General features: G+C 43.1%; 22 protein-coding genes. 11 read left to right on the plus strand and 11 right to left on the minus strand.

Going from position 1 to position 24,393, the window contains the following annotated elements:
• The first annotated feature begins 1 nt into the window (after position 1).
• From AB6E51_RS04390 to AB6E51_RS04425, 8 genes are all read left to right on the plus strand, one after another.
• On the plus strand, positions 2-1,825 hold the full coding sequence (locus tag AB6E51_RS04390) for an extracellular solute-binding protein (RefSeq protein WP_102332888.1): 1,824 nt from the start codon (positions 2-4) through the stop codon (positions 1,823-1,825).
• 13 nt (positions 1,826-1,838) lie between these two features.
• The gene (locus AB6E51_RS04395) at positions 1,839-2,708 is read left to right on the plus strand and encodes an ABC transporter ATP-binding protein (RefSeq protein WP_102332934.1); all 870 of its coding nucleotides are present in this window, start codon (positions 1,839-1,841) and stop codon (positions 2,706-2,708) included.
• 2 nt (positions 2,709-2,710) lie between these two features.
• Positions 2,711-3,544: an ABC transporter ATP-binding protein gene (locus AB6E51_RS04400; protein ID WP_017064735.1), complete on the plus strand. Its 834-nt coding sequence runs from the start codon at positions 2,711-2,713 to the stop codon at positions 3,542-3,544.
• 55 nt (positions 3,545-3,599) lie between these two features.
• Positions 3,600-4,439: a hypothetical protein gene (locus AB6E51_RS04405; RefSeq protein ID WP_017064734.1), complete on the plus strand. Its 840-nt coding sequence runs from the start codon at positions 3,600-3,602 to the stop codon at positions 4,437-4,439.
• A gap of 72 nt (positions 4,440-4,511) precedes the next feature.
• Positions 4,512-8,459 (plus strand): zinc-dependent metalloprotease, encoded by a 3,948-nt coding sequence (locus tag AB6E51_RS04410; protein ID WP_102332887.1) that lies wholly within the window; start codon positions 4,512-4,514, stop codon positions 8,457-8,459.
• A gap of 240 nt (positions 8,460-8,699) precedes the next feature.
• Positions 8,700-9,404 carry a response regulator gene (locus AB6E51_RS04415; protein WP_017064732.1) on the plus strand — a complete coding sequence of 235 codons (705 nt, stop codon included), beginning with the start codon at positions 8,700-8,702 and terminating at the stop codon, positions 9,402-9,404.
• A 19-nt stretch (positions 9,405-9,423) separates the two neighbouring features.
• A complete protein-coding gene (locus AB6E51_RS04420) occupies positions 9,424-10,713 on the plus strand; it encodes an ATP-binding protein (protein ID WP_017064731.1) in 1,290 nt (429 codons plus the stop codon).
• Positions 10,714-10,792: 79 nt separating this feature from the next.
• On the plus strand, positions 10,793-11,329 hold the full coding sequence (locus tag AB6E51_RS04425; protein ID WP_017064730.1) for an RNA-binding S4 domain-containing protein: 537 nt from the start codon (positions 10,793-10,795) through the stop codon (positions 11,327-11,329).
• A 136-nt stretch (positions 11,330-11,465) separates the two neighbouring features.
• Here AB6E51_RS04425 and AB6E51_RS04430 read toward each other — a convergent pair whose 3' ends face one another.
• Complete coding sequence (locus AB6E51_RS04430) at positions 11,466-12,347, minus strand: LysR family transcriptional regulator (protein ID WP_017064729.1); 882 nt, start codon at positions 12,345-12,347, stop codon at positions 11,466-11,468.
• 106 nt (positions 12,348-12,453) lie between these two features.
• Between AB6E51_RS04430 and AB6E51_RS04435 the strand changes: the two genes are divergently transcribed.
• Positions 12,454-13,416, plus strand: coding sequence for a nitrilase family protein (locus AB6E51_RS04435; protein WP_102332885.1), 963 nt, complete (start codon positions 12,454-12,456; stop codon positions 13,414-13,416).
• A 158-nt stretch (positions 13,417-13,574) separates the two neighbouring features.
• Here the strand turns inward: AB6E51_RS04435 and AB6E51_RS04440 are convergent, their stop codons facing one another.
• The 10 genes from AB6E51_RS04440 to AB6E51_RS04485 form a co-directional block, all read right to left on the minus strand.
• Positions 13,575-14,018 (minus strand): F0F1 ATP synthase subunit epsilon, encoded by a 444-nt coding sequence (locus tag AB6E51_RS04440; protein WP_004730391.1) that lies wholly within the window; start codon positions 14,016-14,018, stop codon positions 13,575-13,577.
• 14 nt (positions 14,019-14,032) lie between these two features.
• The gene (atpD, locus tag AB6E51_RS04445) at positions 14,033-15,418 is read right to left on the minus strand and encodes a F0F1 ATP synthase subunit beta (RefSeq protein WP_017060843.1); all 1,386 of its coding nucleotides are present in this window, start codon (positions 15,416-15,418) and stop codon (positions 14,033-14,035) included.
• A gap of 44 nt (positions 15,419-15,462) precedes the next feature.
• Positions 15,463-16,332 (minus strand): F0F1 ATP synthase subunit gamma, encoded by an 870-nt coding sequence (gene atpG / locus AB6E51_RS04450; protein WP_017064727.1) that lies wholly within the window; start codon positions 16,330-16,332, stop codon positions 15,463-15,465.
• Between the two features lie 46 nt (positions 16,333-16,378).
• Positions 16,379-17,920 (minus strand): F0F1 ATP synthase subunit alpha, encoded by a 1,542-nt coding sequence (gene atpA, locus AB6E51_RS04455; protein WP_017060841.1) that lies wholly within the window; start codon positions 17,918-17,920, stop codon positions 16,379-16,381.
• A 9-nt stretch (positions 17,921-17,929) separates the two neighbouring features.
• Positions 17,930-18,481, minus strand: coding sequence for a F0F1 ATP synthase subunit delta (locus AB6E51_RS04460; protein WP_017060840.1), 552 nt, complete (start codon positions 18,479-18,481; stop codon positions 17,930-17,932).
• Positions 18,482-18,492: 11 nt separating this feature from the next.
• Positions 18,493-18,963 (minus strand): F0F1 ATP synthase subunit B, encoded by a 471-nt coding sequence (locus AB6E51_RS04465; protein WP_017060839.1) that lies wholly within the window; start codon positions 18,961-18,963, stop codon positions 18,493-18,495.
• Between the two features lie 54 nt (positions 18,964-19,017).
• Positions 19,018-19,254, minus strand: a complete 237-nt coding sequence (gene atpE, locus AB6E51_RS04470) for a F0F1 ATP synthase subunit C (RefSeq protein WP_004730405.1) — start codon at positions 19,252-19,254, stop codon at positions 19,018-19,020.
• A 46-nt stretch (positions 19,255-19,300) separates the two neighbouring features.
• Positions 19,301-20,071, minus strand: coding sequence for a F0F1 ATP synthase subunit A (atpB, locus tag AB6E51_RS04475; protein WP_017060838.1), 771 nt, complete (start codon positions 20,069-20,071; stop codon positions 19,301-19,303).
• Between the two features lies 1 nt (position 20,072).
• On the minus strand, positions 20,073-20,474 hold the full coding sequence (locus AB6E51_RS04480; protein WP_372058259.1) for an ATP synthase subunit I: 402 nt from the start codon (positions 20,472-20,474) through the stop codon (positions 20,073-20,075).
• A gap of 716 nt (positions 20,475-21,190) precedes the next feature.
• Complete coding sequence (locus tag AB6E51_RS04485) at positions 21,191-22,075, minus strand: LysR family transcriptional regulator (protein WP_017060836.1); 885 nt, start codon at positions 22,073-22,075, stop codon at positions 21,191-21,193.
• Between the two features lie 157 nt (positions 22,076-22,232).
• Between AB6E51_RS04485 and AB6E51_RS04490 the strand changes: the two genes are divergently transcribed.
• Positions 22,233-22,631 carry a RidA family protein gene (locus tag AB6E51_RS04490; protein ID WP_004730412.1) on the plus strand — a complete coding sequence of 133 codons (399 nt, stop codon included), beginning with the start codon at positions 22,233-22,235 and terminating at the stop codon, positions 22,629-22,631.
• 189 nt (positions 22,632-22,820) lie between these two features.
• Positions 22,821-24,281, plus strand: a complete 1,461-nt coding sequence (locus AB6E51_RS04495; RefSeq protein WP_061017242.1) for an aldehyde dehydrogenase family protein — start codon at positions 22,821-22,823, stop codon at positions 24,279-24,281.
• Positions 24,282-24,393: the final 112 nt, after the last annotated feature.

Below are 24,393 nucleotides of genomic sequence, written 5' to 3' on the forward strand. Positions count from 1 at the left end.
GATGTACAGATACGGACTATTCGCTTTGTTGTTGAGTTTCTTAGCTCAAGCACAACAAACACCAAATAACTTGGAATGGCAAAGTAATTGGGATGATCCCGTTTTTGCTTCTGAAGAGGCTAAGCGTGGCGGTACTTTACGTAGCTTTATGCCTAGTTTCCCACAAACATTACGTTCAGTGGGCCCCGACGCGAATTCAGGTATTCGTTTCTATTTAATGGATGGCACGCCTAAATTGGCACAACGACATCCAAATACCGACAATTGGATTCCACAACTGGCGAATGAATGGGCATTTGGGAACGATCACCAGACGGTTTATTTCAAACTGAATCCTGACGCGAAATGGTCTGACGGGGAAGCTGTAACGGCTGACGACTATCTATTTATGCTTACGTATTACCGTTCCAAAGACATTATTGATCCTTGGTATAGCGACTTTTTCCGCAATAGCATCACGACCGTTGAAAAATTCGATGACTATACGATAAGTATTACGATGGCCGAGCCTAAAAGTAATGATGAACTTATGGCTCTTATCAATATGCCGAGTCACGGAGTCCAGCCTCGTCCAAAGCATCATTTTGTTGATATTAACGATGGGAATAAGGATGGCATGGATGATAATTTTGTTCGCAAATACAACTTCAAGGCAGAGCCAACAACATCGCCTTATTTTATATCAAAAGTAAATAAAGGCCGCAGCATTACGTTTTCACATGTTGGTGATAGCTGGTGGGGTTACGGAAATAAATATTATAAAAACCGATTTAACGTGGAAAAACTTCGCATCAAGGTAATTCGTGATAGTGATATTGCACGCAAGCATTTTGAAAAAGGAAAGTTAGACACGTTTGCAATGGTACAGCCTCAACTGTGGCATGAGAAAACTAACTCAGAACCTTTTAGTCATGGCTTTATACAGAAATTCTGGGGCTTTAATCAAAGGCCACAAGGCGCAGGCGGTTTATGGATCAATACATCCATGCCACTGCTGAACGACATTAATGTTCGGAAAGGCATCACGTACGCGACTGATTTCGACGGCATGATCAAAAACGTGTTACGAGGCGATTACTCTAGAAAACCTCATGCTATGGGGTTTGGGCATGGAAAATACGATTTAGAAGGCGTAGAGCCGCCACCGTTTAGGCCTGAACTTGCGATTGGTTATTTTGAATCTGCAGGCTTCGATAATATCGGTTCTGATGGTATCCGAATGAATGCTAATGGGCTTCGTTTGAGTTTCAAGATTACGTATGGCTACAACATTTGGACACCAAGAATTGCCTATCTAAAAGAGCAAGCGAAGTTAGCTGGTTTAGAGCTCGACTTAAACCTTGTCGATGGTTCTGCTGCATTCAAATTTATTCTCGAGAAAAAGCACCAGCTTGCTTTTCTTAATATGGGCGGAGGGGAGATACCAGCTTACAAAGAGTATTTTCACTCGACAAATGCCAACCGTCCTCAAACTAATAACCATACAAATTTCAGTTCACCAGAGCTAGATCAAAAAATTGAGGCGTTTATTTCTGAGTTTGATATGGAAAGAAAACAGCAGCTATCTCAGAACATCCAAAGAAAAATAAAGGATGCGTATGTGATTGTGCCTGGCTATATGGTGCCTTATACGCGAGATGCCTACTGGCGTTGGATTAAGTTCCCAAAGAACCCAATGACGAAGAAGACTGGCGCCATGTTTAATATTTTAGATACCAGTAATTTCTGGATTGATACAGACCTAAAAGAAGAAACTCAGTTGGCTTCTAAAGAAGGTAAGGCATATCCACCCATCACCATCATTGATGACAGATATAAGCTCTAAGGATGACCGTGGAATGAACCAAAATATTATATTAAAAGTTCGTGACTTAGAAGCAGAGTTCAATACTGATGAGGGCATTGTCAAGATACTGAAAGGTGTGTCCTTTGACGTGAAATCAGGCAAAACACTCGGTTTGGTTGGAGAGTCGGGCAGTGGGAAGAGCGTAACTTCCATGTCTATTATGGGACTACTTCCTAAGCCTTATGGAAAGGTCACGGCTGGAAAAATAATTTATCGTGATACAGACCTTACAGAGGTACCTGAACATGAGATGCATAAGATGCGTGGGAACCGTATCTCAATCATTTTCCAAGACCCTATGACTGCCTTGAACCCTGTTCAGACAATTGGCAAGCAGATTGTCGAGGTTCTGGATTTGCACCATAGCCAGATGTCTAAGTCTGAAAAGATAGAGTACGCAATTGGTTTGCTTGAGAAAGTTGAAATTCCAATGCCGAAACTACGTTTTAAAGAGTACCCTCATAGTCTGTCTGGTGGGATGCGACAAAGGGTAATGATAGCGATAGCGCTTGCATGTAAGCCTGACATCTTGATATGTGATGAGCCGACGACTGCATTAGATGTAACGGTTCAAGCATCAATTTTGGAACTGATAAGAGAGCTTCAAGAAGAGACCGGGATGGCAGTGATCTTTATCACTCATGATCTAGGTGTTGTTGCGGAAATTTGCGATGAAGTCGCTGTGATGTATGACGGACGTATTGTTGAGCATGCAGAAATTTTCGAACTTTTCGATCACCCACAACATCCGTATACAAAAAGACTCTTGAGCTTAATTCCAGATCTCAATGTCGAGCCGAAACAAACCATTCAAATCAACCCAATTGATTTGAATGAATTCCCAGAATACAAGGGGAGTTGATTATGTCAGAAGTCATTAGAATTGAAGGGCTAAAGCAGCATTTTCTATCAGGTAAGAACCTATTTAAGAAAGGTTATGTAATCAAGGCTGTTGACGGCGTTTCATTCTCAGTGAAGCAAGGTGAGACGTTAGGTTTGGTTGGAGAGTCTGGCTGTGGAAAAAGTACGCTTGGTAGAACATTACTTAAACTGTATGAGCCATCCGCTGGGAAGATCTTTTTCGAAGGCGAAGACATCACCCATTACAGTACAAAAAGAATGCGTCCACTTCGTCGAGATATGCAGATTGTATTTCAGGATCCTCTAGAATCATTGAATCAGAGGCATACAGTAGGCGGCATACTTGAAGAACCTTTTATTATTCATGGGATTGGTTCAAAGAAAGACCGAAAGCAATGGGTTTTAGATCTACTCGATAAGATCGGATTACCTCACTCCGCCGTAACCCGTTATCCGCACGAGTTTTCTGGAGGGCAAAGGCAGCGTATAGGCATAGCAAGAGCAATAGCATTAAAGCCAAAGTTATTGATTTGCGATGAGTCAGTATCGGCATTAGATGTTTCTGTGCAAGCACAGATATTGAACTTATTACTAAAAATACAAAAAGAGATGAACCTTTCCATTATTTTTATTTCACATGATCTCTCTGTCGTTAAGCACATTTCAGATAATGTGGTCGTAATGAAAAAAGGTAAAATAATTGAGTTTGGAAGTGTGGAAGACGTTTATAAAAACCCAAAAGAAGAATATACAAAAACTCTATTGGCGTCGATTCCAATAACGCATCCATCTCAAAGGAATAAAATAAAAACAACGAGGTTAGCTAAACAGGCTTAAAACTGGAAAAAGAAAATGTAGATATAATACGGAAGTGTAATACAAGAAGGAAAATATGAATAAACTACTTATGTTGCCAGCGTTCATGCTGGTGGCGCCTTCGCTCGCCCTAGCAAATAATTTGCAAGATGAGTGGGAGTCCAAAAACAATGAAAACCCTTGGTCTGGATACATTAGTGCTGACTATTCTCGAAACGGATATGAAGACAGTGCGTCTTTAGCAAACCGTTCGGCTTCTGCAACTGGCGTTGTCCGATATTCGTTTTCAGACAAATCTCGACTCCAAGTTGTGGCGTCAGGTTACCACTTGTCCGACGGTGATGAATATGGGACTAGGGGACAGTTCTGGAATGATACGTCCATCTCATGGGGGCGCAATGGATTATTCAAACCAACTGATGGTTCATCACTGAGTGGTGAGGTGAGAGTAATATTGCCAACGTCCAAATGGTCAAGGAGGAACGATCTAACGTTAGGAACTAGGTTGAAAGTCAGGTGGAGTGCTCCATTCGATAATTGGATTGAAGGGCTTTCATTAAGTAATACGTTATTACTTAGAAAAAACTTTCACGAATATAAAACAGCTGGTGGTAATCAGCTTATTGAATACCAATTGAGCAGCCAATTTTCTCTTGATTATGTTTTTGCAGAAGACTTCTATTTTAACATTTTCGTAATGCCTAGACAGTCATGGGATTATAACGGGAGCACGTTTGACCCAACTTTATTACATGGGGAAGAGGTGGGTTACCAAATAACTAAGAGTATTTCTATTTCTGCTGGTTTGACTAATGGCATTAGTTATTACAATCCAGAAAGAGGCTCAAACCCTCTTAATGATTTAGTCGATTTAAAGAAAACAACTTATTACGCAGTGATTAACTATCAATTCTAATATTGCTCCGTTCGCATTGAATTTAAATAGTTAGAAGTAAAAATGTAATATAATTATAAATATAGGTAAATTATGTTTAAACAAGCAATTATCGCAGCAAGTATTGCCACAATCCTCAGCGGGTGTGGGGCCGAAGATCGTGCCTATGACACCTATGAAAAACCAACCGAAGAGATTTCTGTTCAATCTTTAGATACGGAATCACTTTGGATGTACATGCCGTCAACCGGCGATGCTCCTCGTTATGCAATGACTCAGCGCGGCTTTTTCCAAGGCGATCCAAAGTTGGTGACGCTTCGTTTTGATGAAACTAATGGTATTTATGTCGAAGAAGTTGATCGCGACAAAGTGAATTCGACAGATGAAAGTCGTTGGGATACGGAAATTAACCGTGCTCCTGTGCTTAAAATTCCTGGAGAATTCCGTCAGTATCGCTGTGCTGAGAACGGTTATGGCGAATGTACAAATAAAGAAGAAATTAACGCAGATGAAGACGTTTCTTGGGATCAAGCCACACACTTTGTACCTAAATATGAAGAGATTAAATCACTATCTCAAGACACAATTAGAGCTTGGTATACCTCCAGTAATGTTACGGAGTCTGCAGAGCCTCGTTTGATTTCATACGAATACGATCCTGAAGGTGGGGTAATTAACGTTGAAGTAGAACGAACCTTTACTGCAGAAGCGGAAGATCAATACCAGTTTGGTGGCGAGCTTAAAGACTTATCATTCAAAACACGTTTTTTCTATTCTCTTGTTAAGCTTGATAAGTTAGCAAGTGAAAATTACGAACCTATCTATTACCAAGGCCAAGACAGCGCATACTTTGGGTTCTTCAACGATAGCAAAGAAGTAAAAACTCACACTGGTGAGAGTAACGTACAGGGTTCTCGTTTTTCTTATATTAACCGATTCAATCCCAAGTTAGAGTCGATCGATTACTACTTAAGCGACAGCTACTTCGATGATGGCAATGAAGCGTACCTGCAACTTACGCTCGATACCATGAAAGAGGTAAATCAGTCATTAGAAGGCACAGGTGTTCCTCGCATTAACATTGTTAATAGTGACAAGAAAGCGGGTGTAAAAACGGGTGACTTACGTTACAACGTATTCAACCTGATCGAGGATCCGGTTGACAACGGCCTTCTTGGCTATGGCCCATCTGCCACTAACCCATTAACGGGTGAAATTATTCATGCGCATGTTAACCAATATTTAGGTGTGATTCGTTCCGCAAGTCGCCATACGTGGAATGATCTCGCTAAGCGTTACAACCGCCAAGAAATTGAAAAAGTACAACCTGTGGTTGTGGCGGAAAAAAGCAACGCTTCGAAATCAAGCTCTGAGCCAACCGAAATCGATTTGTTCAATAAAATGCTCGAGGAAGATCGAGGACCTTCGATCAATGTTCCAGCGTTGAGTGAACGCGAAATTAATTTGGTGGGCAAAGATAATTTAGTCGATTCACTGCCTGAAGCCGATTTGGATTTCAAATACGATACCAGCAACCAAGACCTCGCTTTGCAATCATTCTATAAACGCCAAGATATGTTGAAGCGATTCTCTGAGCAGAATGTATATAGCGTTGATGCGATGTGGTTAAGTACCCAGTCAAAGGGCTTAGTGAAGGGTTTAGACTATATCCAAGGTGGCTTCTTCGCCGATGCTGATCAGAGCAAAATGAAAACGTGGGAAGCGCTAACGATTGATCAGCAGAAGCTAGCAAGCCAAGCGATTTCAAAGCATATGTTTAAATCAACATTGATTCATGAGCTCGGGCATAACCTTGGTTTACGTCATAACTTTATGGGTTCAACGGACGAAAGCCATTTTTATACAGAGGCTGAGCTTGCACAAAGCAAAATTGGGCACCTTGATAAGCCAGCTGCGTACAGTTCGATCATGGATTACGGTGCATCAATATTTGATGAACTGTTGACGTTCGGTAAGTATGACAAGGCCGCTTTACGTTTCGCTTATGCTCGTCAGGTTGAAACAAATGAACTTATCGTTAACACCAATAGCGAGGGAGACGATGTCGCTGTAGTAGACGCCACAGGAGCACAAAAGCGCAAAGTCTATTCTTTGGCTGAGTATGACCGTCAGTTATCTAATGACTATAAGGTTTATCCGACGGGTGTTATTGCACACTTGAGAGCTAACGCTGGTCAAAATGGTATTCCAGATTCGTTAGTGAGCTATCGCTATTGTACGGATGAACACACGACCACTAACTTGTTATGTGATCGTTTTGATGAAGGTACAAGCCTTCAAGAAGCCACAGAGTTTAGAATTCAGCGATACAAAGATAGCTACGACACGGTTAACCAAAGAAATGGACGTGAGAGATTTGAACAATTTCATCAATATAGCTACTTCTTATATCGAATGGGGGAGTTCCAAAAAATTCGCGATATCGTTGAAAACGTTGGTGAAATTGACTTTATGTTTGCTCGTTACTTAGGTGCAAATACGACGAATAACAAAGGGCAGGTTTTTGAAGAAATAGCCGGAAACAACTGTGTGGATTTTCGCGGTAACGCTATTCCATTAGAGAACTTGTCTGCGGGTGTTCGTCCAATTTGTGATACTTATAATGCAGCAAATTTGGCAGCAGACTTCTTTTTAGAAGTGCTAACAGCACCAGATAAAGTTTGTGAATTAGAAGAATTGAGTGGTGTTGTTGGAGTTCCTAACCGCTATCGTTTCGCTAAGTTATCTGACCTTTGGTTAACCTACCAAGGCGGCATGTCGCAAAATCGCGATGTTCCAACCAGTTGTTTCGATGAGGAATTAGTTCAGATGTTAGCAAGTCAAGCTAACGAGATCGTCATTCGCTCTGAAACTCGAGATGGAAAAGTATGGGCGAGCTTAAAAGCGAACAACCCTTATCAAACATCGTCTTCTTCTGTCGATTTGTTAGGCGTATGGCCAGACAAACTACTAGCAGCACAGATGTTAGTTAGGCGTGATACACCATTCAAATCAACTGAGAATTCGAGCTTAGCGTTGGTTGATATGTCAGACAAAATTTCACACTTGTATACGTATCTATCCGATTTAACGGGTAGAGCTGAAGCTCGCCAAGCTATCTTTGTTGATGGGAAAGGGGATTACGTAGAAACGGTTCTGAAATACAAACAAGACATTACCGAAACAATTGAGGCTACACCTTCATACCTGTGGCCAATGAAGCGCTATTTCTCAATGGGCGGTAATGAAGCATTTGTGTATTGGACTGAGGGAGCTAGCCAAGATACGAAGGTGCCGTACTTTGGAACCTTATTGGCTAACCTAAACAAGTATAATCGTGCAAATGAATATGGTTTGAGTGACTCAGTATCTGGTTTTAGCGACTCTATCCATGTCAACTATGCAAATAGTAGTTATGCCGACGAAGATGGGATTAACTTTACTTGGAAAGGGACAAATTACTCGTTGAGTTCACGTAACACACTTGCAAATGCTTTAGCTTCACGCGCCTTATACACAGAAGAGCAGCAAGCTCGCGTAGAAAAATTAAACGGTTTGCCTTACCGAGTCCGTAACGCGCTGTCTGTGTTTAAGAATACGCGAGATCGCAACGAAGCTCGTATTATCGCTGTCGGTGATAAAGAGGCGCTCGTTGCTCTTCGTGACACCACTGGTTTCGCACGCTTTTTTATGTTTGATAATCAGTTCGAAGAATATGATGAAGATGGTCAGAAGTGTTTACGATTTAAAGTCGATGGCGAGTCGACCGAAGATCACATGAAACGTAAGTGTAACTCTCAATCCAGTTTGCAGACGGTACAAAATAGCTCGATTGGTAAATTCGAAGATGAAGAGCACGAACGTATATTCGATTTAGCACAAATCTTTGGTAATCAGATTGCGGATAACAACACCAGTTCCACAAATGCGGCTCATAAAGAAGTGTACAACTATGACCCAGAAGAATTGAGGTTATGGAGCTCTAATGAGTACGTGAATTATCGTCGCGCATTTGAACAGTTCCCTGTTTATGATGACTAGACAACAAATGTTTAATTAAACCCATAAATTGAACCGGTTACCTTACTAAGGTGACCGGTTTTTTTGAGTCTAAAATTAAGAGCTTTTGGTCTATTTTTAGCTGCATTACCTTATATTTATATGTTATATAGATGTTTTTGTTAATTTTATAAATACAAGCTATGTAAAAAGAATATGCTGAATTTCGCAATAGAGAGGCGCGGGTTCGCAAGGTAGCAATAGGAATGGTGAGAAGGATTTATGACCAACCCGAAACTAGTGATCGTAGAAGACGATCCCATCTTAAGAGAGATGTTACAGGAATATTTTGAAAGCCAATCTTTTGATGTAATCACTATTTCTGATGGCGCATCAGCGAGTGAGCAAATCTTAAATATTCAGCCCGACATTGTTCTACTTGATCTTATGTTGCCAGAAGTTGATGGGCTAACTATCTGTAGGCAAGTCCGGAGTCAGTTTAAGGGAAAGATACTCATTCTTACAGCTAGTGATGATGATTTTGACCATGTTGCAGCGTTAGAAACTGGCGCCGATGACTTTATTAGTAAACCAATTCGCCAAAGAGTATTACTTGCTCGAGTGAGGATGCTTTTGCGTCGCACTCCTGACAGTTCAATAAGTGCTGAAGTGAGTAAGAATGAGTTAGTTTTTGGTAAGTTAAATTTAAACCGCACAACCAAAGCCTGTACGCATATTGGAAAAGATATATCCATAGCGGAGAGTGAATTTGAACTGCTTTGGCTATTGGCTTCCTCGCCAGAACAGGTGTTATCACGTAATTTTTTGACTCAACAGTTGAGAGGTATTGATTACGATGGCATTGACCGCTTTATCGACAATAAAATCGTAATCTTACGTAAAAAGCTTAATGACATAACTGTCCCACCTAAAAAGATCATCACTGTAAGAGGTAAAGGCTACTTGTTCGTACCAGAACGTTGGTAACGGTAGCTGAATAAATAATATGCGACGTATCTATTTTGAATACCTAGCGGGGCTGACAGTCATCTTCTTAGTGAGTATATATTCCTATGCTTTTATTGTTTACAAGTTAAGCACTGACTACGAATACATATTACGAGACCATGAAGCAGAAGCTTATCAAGAATTAATTGATGTGGTTTTCCGTGAAAAAGGTTTGCTTGAAACGCAGAATCTATTAAAAAGTTATGCGGATAAGACTCGGCAGAACCTGCGAATCATACCTTTTGATAACGCTCCAGAACTAGTGAGAAAAGCGTTTCAGCAGCAAGGCCGAAATGTTTACTACCATGACGAATACTTCCTGTGGTTAAGGTTAGTTGGAAGTGATGATTTATATGAGTTATCTAAGAACAAAAATTCTTATCTGAGGAAGCAAATCAAATTTGAAAACCGGCTTATTTGGGTTTTTGCAATAACAGGTTTCGCGTTTAGCGGCTTGTTTTTGGTTTGGAGAATCAAGCGCCGATTAAATAACCTTGAAATGGCGACGGTTGCTTTTTCTCATGGGGATCTACTAGAAAGAGCTTCCGAAAAAAATAGCATAAAATTAGGTACGTTAAACCGTAGCTTTAATGTTATGGCGGACAAGATAAGAGACTTAATCAATAGTAATAAGTCTTTGACTAATGCCGTTGCTCACGAGCTAAGGACGCCTATATTCCGAATTCAGTGGCAGGCTGAGTTGTTGAGTGACTTAGCACCAACTCCGCAACAATCTAAGGCGATAGCCCGTATTCTTGCTGATACGGATGAAATGGAAGACATGGTTGATGAGCTATTGTATTACGCTCGATTGGAAAGAGGGGGCTTTGAATTGCTTAAGCAACCTATTGATGCCAATGAATGGCTAAACGAGCGTTTTAGCATTTGGGAGAAAGAGACAACACTCGATCTCATTAAGGTGCCACTAAAAGTCCCAGCCTCTTTGTATGTCGATCTAAAGTTATTCAATAGGGCGGTGGATAATATAGTAAGGAATGCTTTTAAGTTTGCCGATACTAAGATCGTTATTGAGTTGTGGTATACCGACAATGAATTTGTTATTGAGGTTCATGATGACGGTAAAGGCGTTGAAGCGGAGCATTGGCCTTTTTTGTTTGATCCTTTCTACAGCGCTAATGCAGCGAGGAACAAGGGGAAAACGGGCCATGGTTTAGGGTTAGCTATTGTTAAACAGGTGTGTGACCGTCACCAAGCACATGTCACTGTTGGTGAAAGTTACTTGGATGGTGCGTGTTTTGCCTTGTCGTTTCCTCGGCTTGAGCTATAAATTCAACATGGTCATTTAGTTGTTTTAAGATTACACTGCGCCCAATATTTCAGAAGTACATATTTAGGTAGAGGTCACCATGGACCAAGAACATTACGAAGACGCTGATTACGAAGGCCAAGAGCTGGGCGAAGAAGGCGAAGAGATTGAAATTGAAGCAATTGGTATTGATGTTTCATCACAGCCAATCGAGCTCTACAAAGTGTTTAAAATTGCTAACCTAGTGAGTGGTGGCGGTGAAGCTAAGCACATCATCTCTGAAGGCTACGTAGCGGTAAATGGTGAGCTAGAAACCCGTAAGCGTCGTAAAATGTACGATGGCGACTTCTTTGAATTCAACCAAGAATACTATGTAGTGGTGTGTGATCAGCCAGTACAAGAAGAATCAGAAAAGCCGAAAAAGAAAGAAACGCCTAAAAAAGAGAACAAGGCGAAGAAAGGTCAGTCTAAAAAGGATTCTAAGAAGAAGGAATCTAAGAAAAGCAAAGCAGAAATGCTAAGCGCAAAGGCTGAACCAAAGAAAGAGAAAAAAGAGAAGAAACCGAAAAAGAAAGCGGATACGCCAAAGCCAACACGTGATGACAAAAGCGGCCGTAATTCGATTGAGTTCTTCTAAGTTATAGCTCTAACCTACTGATCTAAAGCTATTCTTTCAAAACGCAAGCAACCTTAGACTTAGGTTTACGTTAAGAAAATATCAAAAGGCTCACTATTTAGTGAGCCTTTTTTGTTGGTGAAATTTAGCTTCTGGTCTAATTTCCTTTTTGATGAGCCACAAACTCTACAAACCTATCCCTGAGTGGGTTGTCACTCTCTCCATTCCAGATTAACCCAACAGGCCAAGTCGCGTGTTCACCTTCTAACGCAATGAATTCCACATCGGTGTTACTAATGTACTGCGCACTGCTGGGTACGATGGTGAAACCGATATTGGCCGAAACCAAGGCAAGCAGGGTGAGGATATCATCGGCTTCTTGTGTCTTAGATAAGTCGATTTTATTGGCAAGACAATATTGTTGAATCTGTCTGTCTAATCCGGGGCCACGGTGCTGAGCCAATTTTAGATAAGGCCATTTCGATAACTCAAAGAGAACCTGATCGTTACCTGGCGCTTGCTTGAGAATATCTTTGTGAACCGCAATCACAAGCGAATCATTGAAAAGCGTTAGGCTCTTTAAATCCGAGGAGTCGGGTATTCGATTGAAGCTGATATCGAGTTCATGGCTCAATAGCTCGTCGGTCTGCTGCTTAGAAGGTGTGTCATTTAAGGTGATGTGAACGTCTGGGTACTGTTGTTTATAGGCGGCAATCAGTTTAGGTGCTTCGTGATAATTAGATACGCCAAAACCAATGTTCAAATGCCCCTGCGTTCCATTCACTACGGAGCCTGAAAGCTGCTCAAACGCTTGCATTGAATGAACCAAACGTTGGGCTTCGGGTAGTAAGGTTTTACCTGCGTGTGTCAGTTCTGCGCCGTTCCTGCCGCGAGAAAACAGACTCGCTCCTATATTGGATTCCAGTCGTTGAATCTTTTTGGTCAGTGCCGACTGAGTAATGTAGAGCTGCTCTGATGCCATACGATAATTGCCCGACTTAGCCAACTGACAAAACGCCTTCAGTAAATCAAATTCCATTCCGAATGCTCATTGAACTAAGAATATCTTTCATTATATGGAATTGAATCGATTTTTTATACTGAGTTCATACCAAATCAGATAAAGCGAAATTTGAGGACGAATAATGAAAAGAGACATCAAAGTAGCGTCGGTTCAGTTTAACCATCATGCAGGCGATAAGGCGTATAACTTGTCGGTGATAGGTCAATACGTTCAACAAGCTGCGAAGAGTGGTGTGGAGATCATCAGTTTCCCAGAGATGTGCATCACTGGCTACTGGCATGTGTCTGCTTTGTCGCGAGACGAGATAGAAGCGCTAGCGGAACCTGTGCCGAGTGGTGAATCGACTCAAAATCTGATTGCACTGGCAACACAGTTTGGCATCAGTGTTGGGGCTGGTTTGATAGAGCAGGGTGTGGATGGCGAGTTATACAACACTTATGTGTTCGTGATGCCCAATGGAGAAGTTCAGAAACACCGTAAACTGCACACCTTTGTGAGCCCACATATGAGCAGCGGCGACCAATACACGGTGTTCGATACGCCCCATGGTTGTAAAGTCGGTATCTTGATTTGTTGGGATAACAACTTGGTTGAGAACGTTCGAATCACCGCATTGAAAGGCGCCGATATTTTGATTGCGCCACACCAAACGGGCGGCTGTCATTCACGAAGCCCGAATGCGATGAAGCGAATTGACCCTGAATTATGGTTTAACCGAGATGAAAACCCAGAGGCGATTCGTGCTGAAATGCAGGGCAAGAATGGCCGCGAGTGGTTAATGCGTTGGTTGCCTGCAAGAGCGCACGACAACGGTATGTTTGTGGTGTTTAGTAATGGTGTCGGCGTTGATATGGATGAAGTAAGAACAGGCAATGCGATGATCCTCAGCCCTTATGGTGAAATCATTGCTGAGACCGATAGTGTTGATAACGACATGGTGATTGCAGAGCTAAAAGCAGAAGAGTTAGACATGTGTACTGGTAGACGCTGGATTCGTGGCCGTAAGCCAGAGTTATATCATTCACTCACACAACCTCTTGGTCATGAACTTGATCCGCACCAAGCGCGTTTTTCAGAGAAGTAATGGTGTAAACGTTGTTGAAAAGGATGTACTAGGGACGGTTGAAAGGGAGGGGAAGCTGGAAAGGAGAGAAGGGTTCCTGATGTAGTCTACCCACTTAAACTGTTTTTTAAGTGGGTAGACTATTTACACATCAAGCACTAAGCATCTAAGTTCTATTCTCAGTGTCGAGTGCGAGAAGACGTCAGTTCTGATGCACGAAGTTGAGCAACGGCTTTTGCTAGTTCAAGCTGAGCTTGTGCAAAGTTGATGTCTACATTGCCCTTATTGATATTTTCTAGAGCTGCATATTTCGCTTCTTCTGCGCGAGCGCGGTCAATATCTTGGCCGTGCAAGGCAGTATCGGCTAACACCGTCACCACATCCGGCTGAACTTCCAGCATCCCACCAGAAACATAAAGCACTTGCCCCTCTGACTTAGGGTCTGTGACAAACACGGTCACGCCTGGCTTTATTTTACTGAGAAGCGGGGAGTGACCCGGGCGGATCCCCAGCTCACCATCAGCGCCAGAAACGGCTAGGGCATACGCTGGACCTGAAAACAGCGTACCTTCCGCACTTACAATATTAAGTTGAAATGTATTATCTGTAATTCCGATAGCCATGGTGCACCTGCCTCTTAGAGTGATTTTGCTTTGTTAAGCACTTCGTCGATAGAGCCACAGTACAAGAACGCTTGCTCTGGGATATCGTCATATTCACCGCTCAATAGACCTTTAAAGCCTCTTAGTGTTTCGCTTAGCGGTACAAAGACACCTTTCTGACCGGTAAACACTTCGGCTACGTGGTAAGGCTGCGTTAAGAAACGTTCAATCTTACGAGCGCGAGATACGGTCTGTTTGTCTTCAGTAGACAGCTCATCCATACCAAGAATCGCGATGATGTCTTTTAGCTCTTTGTAGCGTTGCAGCGTTGTTTGTACTTTTTGTGCAATGTCGTAGTGCTCTTGGCCTACGATCAGCGGATCTAACTGACGTGACGTTGAATCTAACGGGTCAATCGCAGGGTATAGACCCAGTGCCGCGATGTTACGAGACAGTACAACGGTCGCATCTAAGTGAGCAAAGGTTGTTGCTGGCGATGGGTCAGTCAAGTCATCCGCAGGTACGTATACTGCTTGGATAGAGGTGATAGAGCCTTGTTTTGTTGACGTGATACGCTCTTGAAGTACGCCCATCTCTTCAGCCAGTGTTGGTTGGTAACCTACTGCTGAAGGCATACGACCTAGCAGAGCTGATACTTCTGTTCCCGCAAGCGTGTAACGGTAAATGTTATCAATGAACAACAGTACGTCACGACCTTCATCACGGAAGCGCTCAGCCATAGTTAGGCCTGTAAGTGCTACACGTAGACGGTTTCCCGGTGGCTCGTTCATTTGACCGTAAACCATGGCTACTTTGTCTAGTACACCTGCTTCTTTCATCTCGTAGTAGAAGTCGTTACCTTCACGAGTACGTTCACCTACACCGGTAAACACAGAAAGACCTGAGTGGGCTTTGGCGATGTTGTTGATAAGCTCCATCATGTTGACGGTTTTACCTACACCAGCACCACCGAACAGACCAATTTTACCACCCTTAGCGAATGGACAGATAAGGTCGATAACCTTAACGCCTGTTTCTAGAAGCTCAGTGCTGTTTGCTTGTTCTTCATAAGAAGGGGCTTCACGGTGAATCTCGTAGTTTTCTTTCTGACCGATTTCACCACACTCATCGATAGGTTGACCAAGCACGTTCATGATACGGCCTAGCGTTTCTTCGCCGACAGGAACCGTGATTGGAGAGCCTGTGTTTTCAACCGTTAGGCCACGACGTAAGCCATCTGACGTACCCATTGCAATACAACGAACGATATTGCTACCCAGTTGTTGTTGTACTTCCAATACTAACGAGCTTGCTTCGTCGCTAGTCACTTTCAATGCATCATAAACGCGTGGGCTGTTGCCGCCGCTGAACTCGACGTCAACCACCGCGCCGATTACTTTAACTATTTTTCCAACACTCATTCTTAAATCCTCAAATTCTGTTCTTGACCCAGTCTTTTCTAGCCCTAGACAGCTTGGGCACCTGAGACTATTTCACTCAGCTCTTGGGTAATGGCAGCCTGACGCGCCTTGTTGTAGACCAACTGCAAGTCATCAATGAGTTGGCCTGCGTTATCAGTCGCCGCTTTCATAGCGACCATTCGGGCTGCTTGCTCACAGGCAATGCTCTCAACAATGCCTTGATACACTTGCGATTCGATGTATCGATGTAACAGTTCTGAGAGTATGTCTTTGGGTGCTTGCTCATAGATGTAGTCCCAACGACGCGCTTTTTTAGGCTCACCACCTTCCTCAGAATCCGAAGGGTGGGGGAGCAACTGCAAGGTCGTTGGCGCTTGAACCATGGTGTTGACGAACTGGTTGTAAACGAGATACAAGCTATCGATTTTACCTTCGTCGTAATGCCCGAGCATCGCATTCACCGTACCTAAGATGTCTTCTAACTTAGGTGTATCGCCAAGACCTGACGTTTGTGCAATAACGTTGCCGCCGCGTTGGAAGAACGAGATAGCCTTAGATCCCACTAAGGTTGTTTCTACCTCGACTCCCTTGGTGCGCCATTGCTCCATTTCTTCTAACACTTTCTTGAACAAGTTTGAGTTCAAGCCACCACACAAGCCGCGATCGGACGAGATAATGATGTAAGCGACACGCTTAGGTTCACGCTGTTGCAGGTAAGGGTGCTGGTACTCCAGGGAACCCGATGCAACATGAGAGATAACTTTTCGCATGTTCTCGGCGTAGGGGCGAGTTAGCGTCATGTTGTCTTGAACCTTGCGCATCTTACTTGCTGCAACCATTTCCATTGCGCTAGTGATTTTCTGAGTGTTACTAACACTGGCTATCTTGGTGCGAATTTCTTTAGTACTTGCCATAATCTGCTCCTATTTGTTTTGATTTCCAGCTAACAAACCGGAGCACTTACCAAGCTTTCATCCCAACAAAACCTTCTAGGATCTCTTTAAGAGCACCGTCGATTTCGTCATTGTAATCGCCTGTCGCGTTGATTTTTTCGAACAACGCAGGGTTCTGACCTTTGGCATAAGCAATCAGCTCTTCTTCAAAACGGGCAATGTTGTTTAGCTCAACACCGACCAAGTAGCCTTTCTCTGCTGCGTAGATAACCGTTGCTTGCTCAGCGACTGACATTGGAGAGTATTGTTTTTGCTTCATTAATTCGGTAACACGCTCACCATGGTCTAGCTGTTTGCGCGTCATCTCATCTAAGTCAGAAGAGAACTGAGCAAAGGCCGCCAGCTCGCGATATTGAGCTAATGAAGTACGGATACCACCAGACAGTTTCTTGATGATCTTGCATTGCGCCGCACCACCCACACGAGATACCGAGATACCTGGGTCTACTGCAGGACGTAAGCCTGAGTTAAACAGTTGGGTTTGAAGGAAAACCTGACCATCAGTGATTGAGATTACGTTGGTTGGTACAAACGCTGATACATCACCCGCCTGAGTTTCAATAATAGGAAGCGCCGTTAATGAGCCTGTTTGGCCTTTCACTTCACCGTTAGTGAACTTCTCTACATACTCTGCATTCACTCGTGCTGCACGTTCTAGTAGGCGTGAGTGAAGGTAGAATACGTCGCCAGGGAAGGCTTCACGACCCGGTGGGCGTTTCAATAGCAATGAGATTTGACGGTAAGCAACGGCTTGTTTTGATAGGTCATCATAGATGATCAGCGCATCTTCACCGCGGTCACGGAAGTATTCACCCATGGTGCAACCCGCATAAGGGGCTAGGTATTGAAGCGCTGCAGACTCTGATGCTGATGCCACGACTACGATGGTGTTTTTTAGCGCATCGTGGTCTTCGAGTTTACGAACCACATTAGCGATAGTGGAGGCTTTTTGGCCAATCGCTACATACACACATTTGATGCCAGAATCTTTCTGATTGATGATCGCATCGATAGCTAACGCTGTTTTACCCGTCTGACGGTCACCAATGATAAGCTCACGTTGACCACGACCGATTGGCACCATGGTATCAACCGCTTTATAACCAGTTTGAATAGGTTGATCAACAGACTTACGTTCGATTACACCCGGTGCAATCACTTCTACAGGGTCGAGTCGGTCACAACTCACTGGGCCTTTGCCATCGATTGGCTCGCCTAATGTGTTGACTACACGACCAAGAAGTCCGTTACCTACAGGTACTTCTAAGATACGACCTGTACCTTTCACTTTCATACCTTCAGAGAGGTCAGTGTAGGGGCCCATAACCACCGCACCTACTGAGTGGGTATCGAGGTTAAGTGCGAGTGCGTATTTACCACCTGGTAGCTCAATCATCTCGCCTTGCATAACATCAGCAAGGCCATTGATTGTGATGATGCCATCACGAACCGATACGATAGTGCCTTCATTGCGAGCCTCGGTGCTCACATTAAATTTCGAGATGCGTTCTTTGATTAGATCGCTGATTTCATTTGAATTTAATTGCATAATTGTTACCTATCTCGCGTGAAGTTGATGAGCCAATCGGTCAATTGATGTGTTTAAAGAACCATCGATAACGGTTTCACCCGCCTTGATGACCATTCCACCTACTAACGTGTCATCAATAACCTGCTTCATTTCAACCTGACGCTCTAATTTCTTCTCAAGTGCAGCTGTTAGTGACGTAACTTGATCTTGTGTCAGCATTTCTGAACTGGTGACAGTGACAGGCACTACACGTTCATGTTCGTCCTTTAGCTCGCAGTACAATTCAAACAGGTCTCTTACAACAGAAAGGCGGCCGTTCTCGGCCAAGACTCGAATAAGATTAATGACGTGGTCATCAACGAGTCCTTGGCAAATATGAATGATGAGGTTTGCCAGCTCTTCTGTTTGGTGTGTAGAAGCACCTTCTGCTGAAGAAATCTGACTAGCGATCGTTTCTTCTTCCGCGACAGCCACAAGAATGGACAGCATTGAGTGCCACTCTTGTAACTGGTTTTCACCTAAAGCAAATTCAAACGATGCTTTGGCGTAGGGATGAGCAATATTGGTGTAATCTGACATATTGCCTCTCCTTAGAGTTCGCTAATCATTTGGTCAACTAGCGCTCGGTTCGTTGCGGAATCTAGGTTTTTGCTAATCAGTTTCTGTGCACTTTGAATTACTGCGTCTGCCATATCTGCCTGAAGTTCACGGCGTATCTTTTGGCGTTCGCCTTCTAGCTCAGCTCTACCTTGTTCTAAGATGCGTGCCTTTTCTTGCTCGGCTTCTTGTTGCGCTAAGCTGATGATTTCATTGCGGCGTTTTCGGCCCTGTTCAACCAGTTCAGTCACATCTTTTCTGGCATCTTCGATGAGTTGCGCGCCATTTGATTTTGCTAGTTCTAGCTCTTTCGCAGCGTTCTCTGAGTGGCGTAAACCATCAGCGATTTCTTTTTGGCGCTCGTCTAACATCGCGGTGAGAGGGGGCCATACATATTTCATGCAGAGCCAAACAAAAATCACGAATGAGATTGCTTGTCCAAACATGCTTGCATTTAAGTTCATACCTTCCTCACTAAATCTTGATTATTTACAAATCGATCTTTCAAAGCGGTTTGATTAAGCCACGGCGAAGATGATGTATAGACCGATACCAACACCGATCATCGGTACTGCATCCACAAGACCCATCATGATGAAGAATTGAGTACGAAGCATTGGAGTAAGGTCTGGTTGACGCGCAACACCTTCAAGGTATTTACCTGCTAAGTTACCAATACCAGATGCAGCACCTGCTGCACCTAAACCGATCAGTAATGCACCTGCTACATATAAAACTGCGCTTACGATATCCATTTGTATCTCCGATAAATAATTTGTTAGTTAAATTTTTAGTTATTAATTAGTGGTGTTCTTCTGTTGCCATACCTAAATAAACAACGGTCAGTACCATAAATATAAATGCTTGCAAGAATACGATTAATATGTGGAATAGTGCCCAAGGAACACTCAGTGCCCATTGCATCCACCATGGCATTAATGCGATCAGAATAAATATCATCTCACCTGCATACATGTTTCCAAATAATCGTAAGCCTAGTGATATAGGTTTTGAAATTAATGTTATTAATTCAAGAACTAAGTTAACAGGGTATAAAAGAGGGTTATCAAATGGCTGCGTAGTAAGCTCTTTGATAAAGCCTTTCAATCCTTTGTTTTTAAATGTATAAGTCAACAGTAAGATAAATACACCGAGTGCCATCGACATTGGAATATTTACGTCCGCCGTTGGTAGATCTCTAAAGTGTTCTAGACCCATTGCACGACTTAATGCTGGTATGAAATCTATTGGTAATAAATCGACCGCGTTCATTAACAACACCCAAACAAAAGTGGTTAATGCCAGTGGCCCTATTAATTTATCCTCCGCTTGAAAAATCTCTTTTACTAGGTTGTTTACAAAATCAAATATCAGTTCGATAAAACATTGAAATCGACCTGGAACACCGCTGGTGCCCTTAGTCACTACGTATCGAAAAGCTCCAATAAACAGTAAACCCGTAATCCAAGATACCAACATCGAGTCGATGTTGAACGCCCAGAAACCATCACCTGTAGTTAAGAAGGTTAAGTGATGCTCTATGTATTCGTGAGCGGTAGTTACTTGATCCATACTACACGTACTCCGATCTTGTAGAGGCAGTAATAAATGGTGTTAAGAAGTACCCAACCATAGTGAGAATATATGCGTACAATATTACTGGGTTATCCAATTTGAAAAACTGGAACGCCAAGATAAACATTAAGAACGTATAAGTTATTTTCACGACACGACTCATTTGCATTAAGTCACGTAAACTATAATTAGGATTCTTGCGCACCTTTAGGCTTGCATATATAAAACCAAACAGCGGAGGTAGCATCGCAATTCCGATACCCAAAGCCGACGATTCCATATCTAATTTATTACCAAAAAACACTTCATATAAAACTACACCGACGGCTAATACTACTTGGCAGAGAACAACTCTTTTAGCAGCAACAAGAATGTCACCACTTATCCCATTAAGCCTCATAATAAAACCTTATATTTAACAGTGTAAGCTCATATAAAACACAGTTTGAATATGTCTTGCTACTCGCATTTACTTGTTAATAAAACTTTGCTTGTTAACAAAGAGATAATCTTGCTGGTTTTATATCTCCTGACGAAATAGAACGATATAAACTAGTTCGCTCTCGTTTCGACAAAATATAAACTACGCCTAAAATTATGTGATCAAAACGACAAATATTGATATCAATAATTCCATTTTTGAAATGAATGTTTTTCATTTATGAAAGTAATAGTTCTATCACTTTATTCATGAATATTTAAGATGCTTTATCCTTGTGAAAAGAGGGTCTTTTTAGAAGGGAGTAGCGAGCTAAATTTTCAACTTATGATCTTATCAATTACGACTATTCAAACACTTAGGTTCATTTACAAGCTGAGTTGTGAAGTGTGATTTTGGTAGGGGTTAAGCTTGTTTGAGGCAATGATGGAAGATCTGGTTTTTCTGGTAAATTAAACGTACGTCGCTCCTTATCAATAAGCGAATATTTTTTATATTGTCGTCAGCTTGTCACTATTTGCGTGCGCGAGAGTGAAAATTCAGCGCCTAAATGTTGATGATATAGGAGTGAAATGGGGGACTGGGTGTGCGAGAAGCATGGTGCGGAGAAGAAACACCGAGTTTTGAGGAAGTAAATGGCAGCAGAGCGCTGCCTAATTTACTTAATCTAGGCTCTCTTATGACTCTTCATAACTGAGGTATTGAATACATAAGTCATGGAAAGCCTGTGCTTGTGGCGAGATCGTACGATCAGACAGTCTGAAAATGCCGATTTGTCGTTGCAAGGGTGGGTCAATTAGCGGAATCCACACCAAGCGGGTTTCATTGGTTGGGAAAGCCAGCTTAGGTAGCGTGGTCACGCCTATCCCGAGCTCTAACACCGAAAACAACGAAGTGATGTTCTCTACTGAATACAGAGCCTGTTCGCTGAGCATTCGTGCGGGTGTTGGGTCAAGTAGGGTACAAGTACCGTTGCGAATGAAGGGTTGTTTTAACAAAGTTTGCCATTCTATTCCCTCTCGTTGAGAGGCGATGGGGTTGTCTTTGAGGCAGACCACACCAATAGGGTCAGAGAGCAAAGGCGTGAAGTCGATGCTCTCTTCTTCTAAATGGGAGCTATTGCCGAGGGCAACATCCACCTCGCCAGAGAGTAATCTTGCTTCTACCCCTGCCGCATTATCATCAATCAAACTCACTTCTACATTCGGGTACTGCTCACAAAAAGCCCCTAATACACTAGGGATTAGTTTTGCGGCTACCGAAGGCACGCTCGCTATTCGAACTCTTCCTTGTTGTCCTGCTGCCGCTGCGCGTAAATCATTGTCTAATGCTTTGTAAACATTAAGAAATTGAATGATCTTGGGTAAGCATATTTCGCCAAATGGCGTCAGTGTCGATTTGTTGCCTGTTTCAAACAGAGGTTGGCCGAGTATTTTTTCCAGCTCTTTTATCGAAGTCGAAAGTGCCGCTTGCGATCGATTTGCACGGTGAGATGCCGCTCGAAACCCACCTTCTTCGACCACCAAAACAAAATGTTTTAACTGTTGTAGCTTAATACTCATGGCGCGAATCCTTCTCTAGCCCTTGCTATACCTTACTTTTTGCAAGGTGATAGATATTATTTATCAAATGCACAAAATTTACCGTTAGATTTATCAGGCGTCAAGGTGCAGTATTTAACCATCTTGAAACATAGTTGTTACAAAGTTGGATGGAATCGTGAACGCACAAACTAAAAAACACCCAGTAAAAACCGAGCTTTTCGCTTCAAAAGCACCCCTAGAGTGGGCAATCGTTAATAACGGCACTCTATACACCGCGCAGATTCCAATTGATGAAACTGGCGCAGTAGTAGAAGGCGGTATCGAAGCGCAAACGCGTCAGACTTTTAACAACCTTGTTCATACGTTGGAGTGTGCAGGCGAATCTATGGATTCAGTGCTGCAAGTTCTAATTTACGTGACAGACCGTGAATACCTAAAAACGGTAAACAGCGTATATGGAGAATACTTCAATGCACCTTATCCAAACCGTGCTGCGGTCGTCGTTGCAGGGTTAGCAAGAGAAGAAATGTTGGTTGAGTTCGTGGTTTACGCATCAGCCTCTCAACCTGAATAAAGATACTGTGAACTGAGGCAATTTGCGGATTAAAGCTGTTTTGAATTAAAGCGGTCTATTGATACAAGCGACTTGGTTCAGTTTTAGATACAAGATTTAAACGTAGTTACTTATATAAATTAACGTTTTATTCATTAATCAGATGGTTGCCAGACTCAACCGCAACCTAACCGTTACAAGGACAGAATGATGACTCAATTACAGAATGTTCAAGCAGAAAACGCACTTTACATTGGCGGCGAATGGCAAGCGGGTGTAAGCACCGTAGCGAACATTAACCCATCAGATATTTCTGAAAACATCGGTAACTTCGCACAAGCAAGTGCTGAACAAGTTCAACAAGCGATTTCAGCGGCAAAGCACGCTCAACCAGAGTGGGAAAAAACTCCGATTGAGCGTAAACAAGCAGTGCTTCAAGCAATTGGTGATGAGCTGATTGCACGTTGTGATGAACTGGGTACGTTACTTTCTCGTGAAGAAGGTAAGCCTTTTGCTGAAGGTCGCGGTGAGATTTACCGTGCAGGTCAGTTTTTCCAATACTTCGCGGCTGAAGTGCTTCGCCAAATTGGTGACAACGCAGATTCTGTACGCCCGGGTGTTTCTGTTGAAGTGACTCGCGAAGCGGTGGGCGTTATCGGCATTATCTCTCCTTGGAACTTCCCGACAGCAACAGCAGCTTGGAAAATTGCTCCAGCATTGGCTTTCGGTAACAGCGTTATTTGGAAACCAGCAAACCTAACACCAGCAAGTGCGGTCGCGCTTACAGAGATCATCCACCGCCAAGGTATCCCTGCAGGTACGTTTAACCTTGTACTGGGTAGCGGTTCAACAGTAGGTGATGCACTGATCAACTCTAAAGAAGTGAACGGTGTGAGCTTTACCGGTTCTGTTGATACGGGTCGTAAAGTGGCAGCGGCTACAGCGCCAAACTTCGTTCGATGCCAACTAGAAATGGGCAGTAAGAACGCACTTGTTATTGCTGACGATGCTGATATCCAAACTGCGGTTGATGCAACGATTGCCGGCTCTTTCTCTGGCGCAGGCCAAAAATGTACCGCGTCTTCTCGCCTTGTGGTTATGGATAGCATTCACGACCAATACGTTGAAGCACTGATTAAACGTATGAGCGAGCTGAAAGTGGGTCACGCACTGGAAGAGGGTGTGTTCATGGGCCCTGTCGTTGATGGCAACCAACTTGAAGCAAACCTAGGTTGGGTTGAGAAAGCACGTCAAAGCGGCGGTGAGCTGGCATTTGGTGGCGAACGCTTGAGTATGAAGCACGAAGGTTTCTACATGTCTCCAACGCTGTTCTTGAACACTAAGAACGATTGGGAAGTGAACCAAGAAGAAGTGTTCGCACCAATGGCAAGTGTGATTCGTGTCGCTGACCTAGAAGAAGCGATTGCGACAACCAACGACACTCGCTTCGGTCTAACAGGCGGCATCATTACTCAGAGCCTACGTACTAGCGCAATGTTCAAGCAACAAGCGCAGACCGGTTGTGTGATGGTCAACCTACCAACAGCAGGCACGGATTACCACGTACCGTTTGGTGGTCGTAAAGAGTCTAGCTTCGGTCCTCGTGAGCAAGGTCAATACGCGAAAGAGTTCTACACAGTGGTTAAGACGGCTTACCAACGTCCTTACTAATCCACTTTCTAAATAAGAATTGGATAGCTGAATTAACTTCCTAGCTATCCAGCTATCGAATTGGCCTGATTCACAGAGTCAGGCCAACATTCAAACCAAAGCAGCAAACGAA

Source organism: Vibrio sp. 10N.247.311.47 (assembly GCF_041467535.1).
Taxonomy (GTDB): Bacteria; Pseudomonadota; Gammaproteobacteria; order Enterobacterales; family Vibrionaceae; genus Vibrio; species Vibrio crassostreae_C.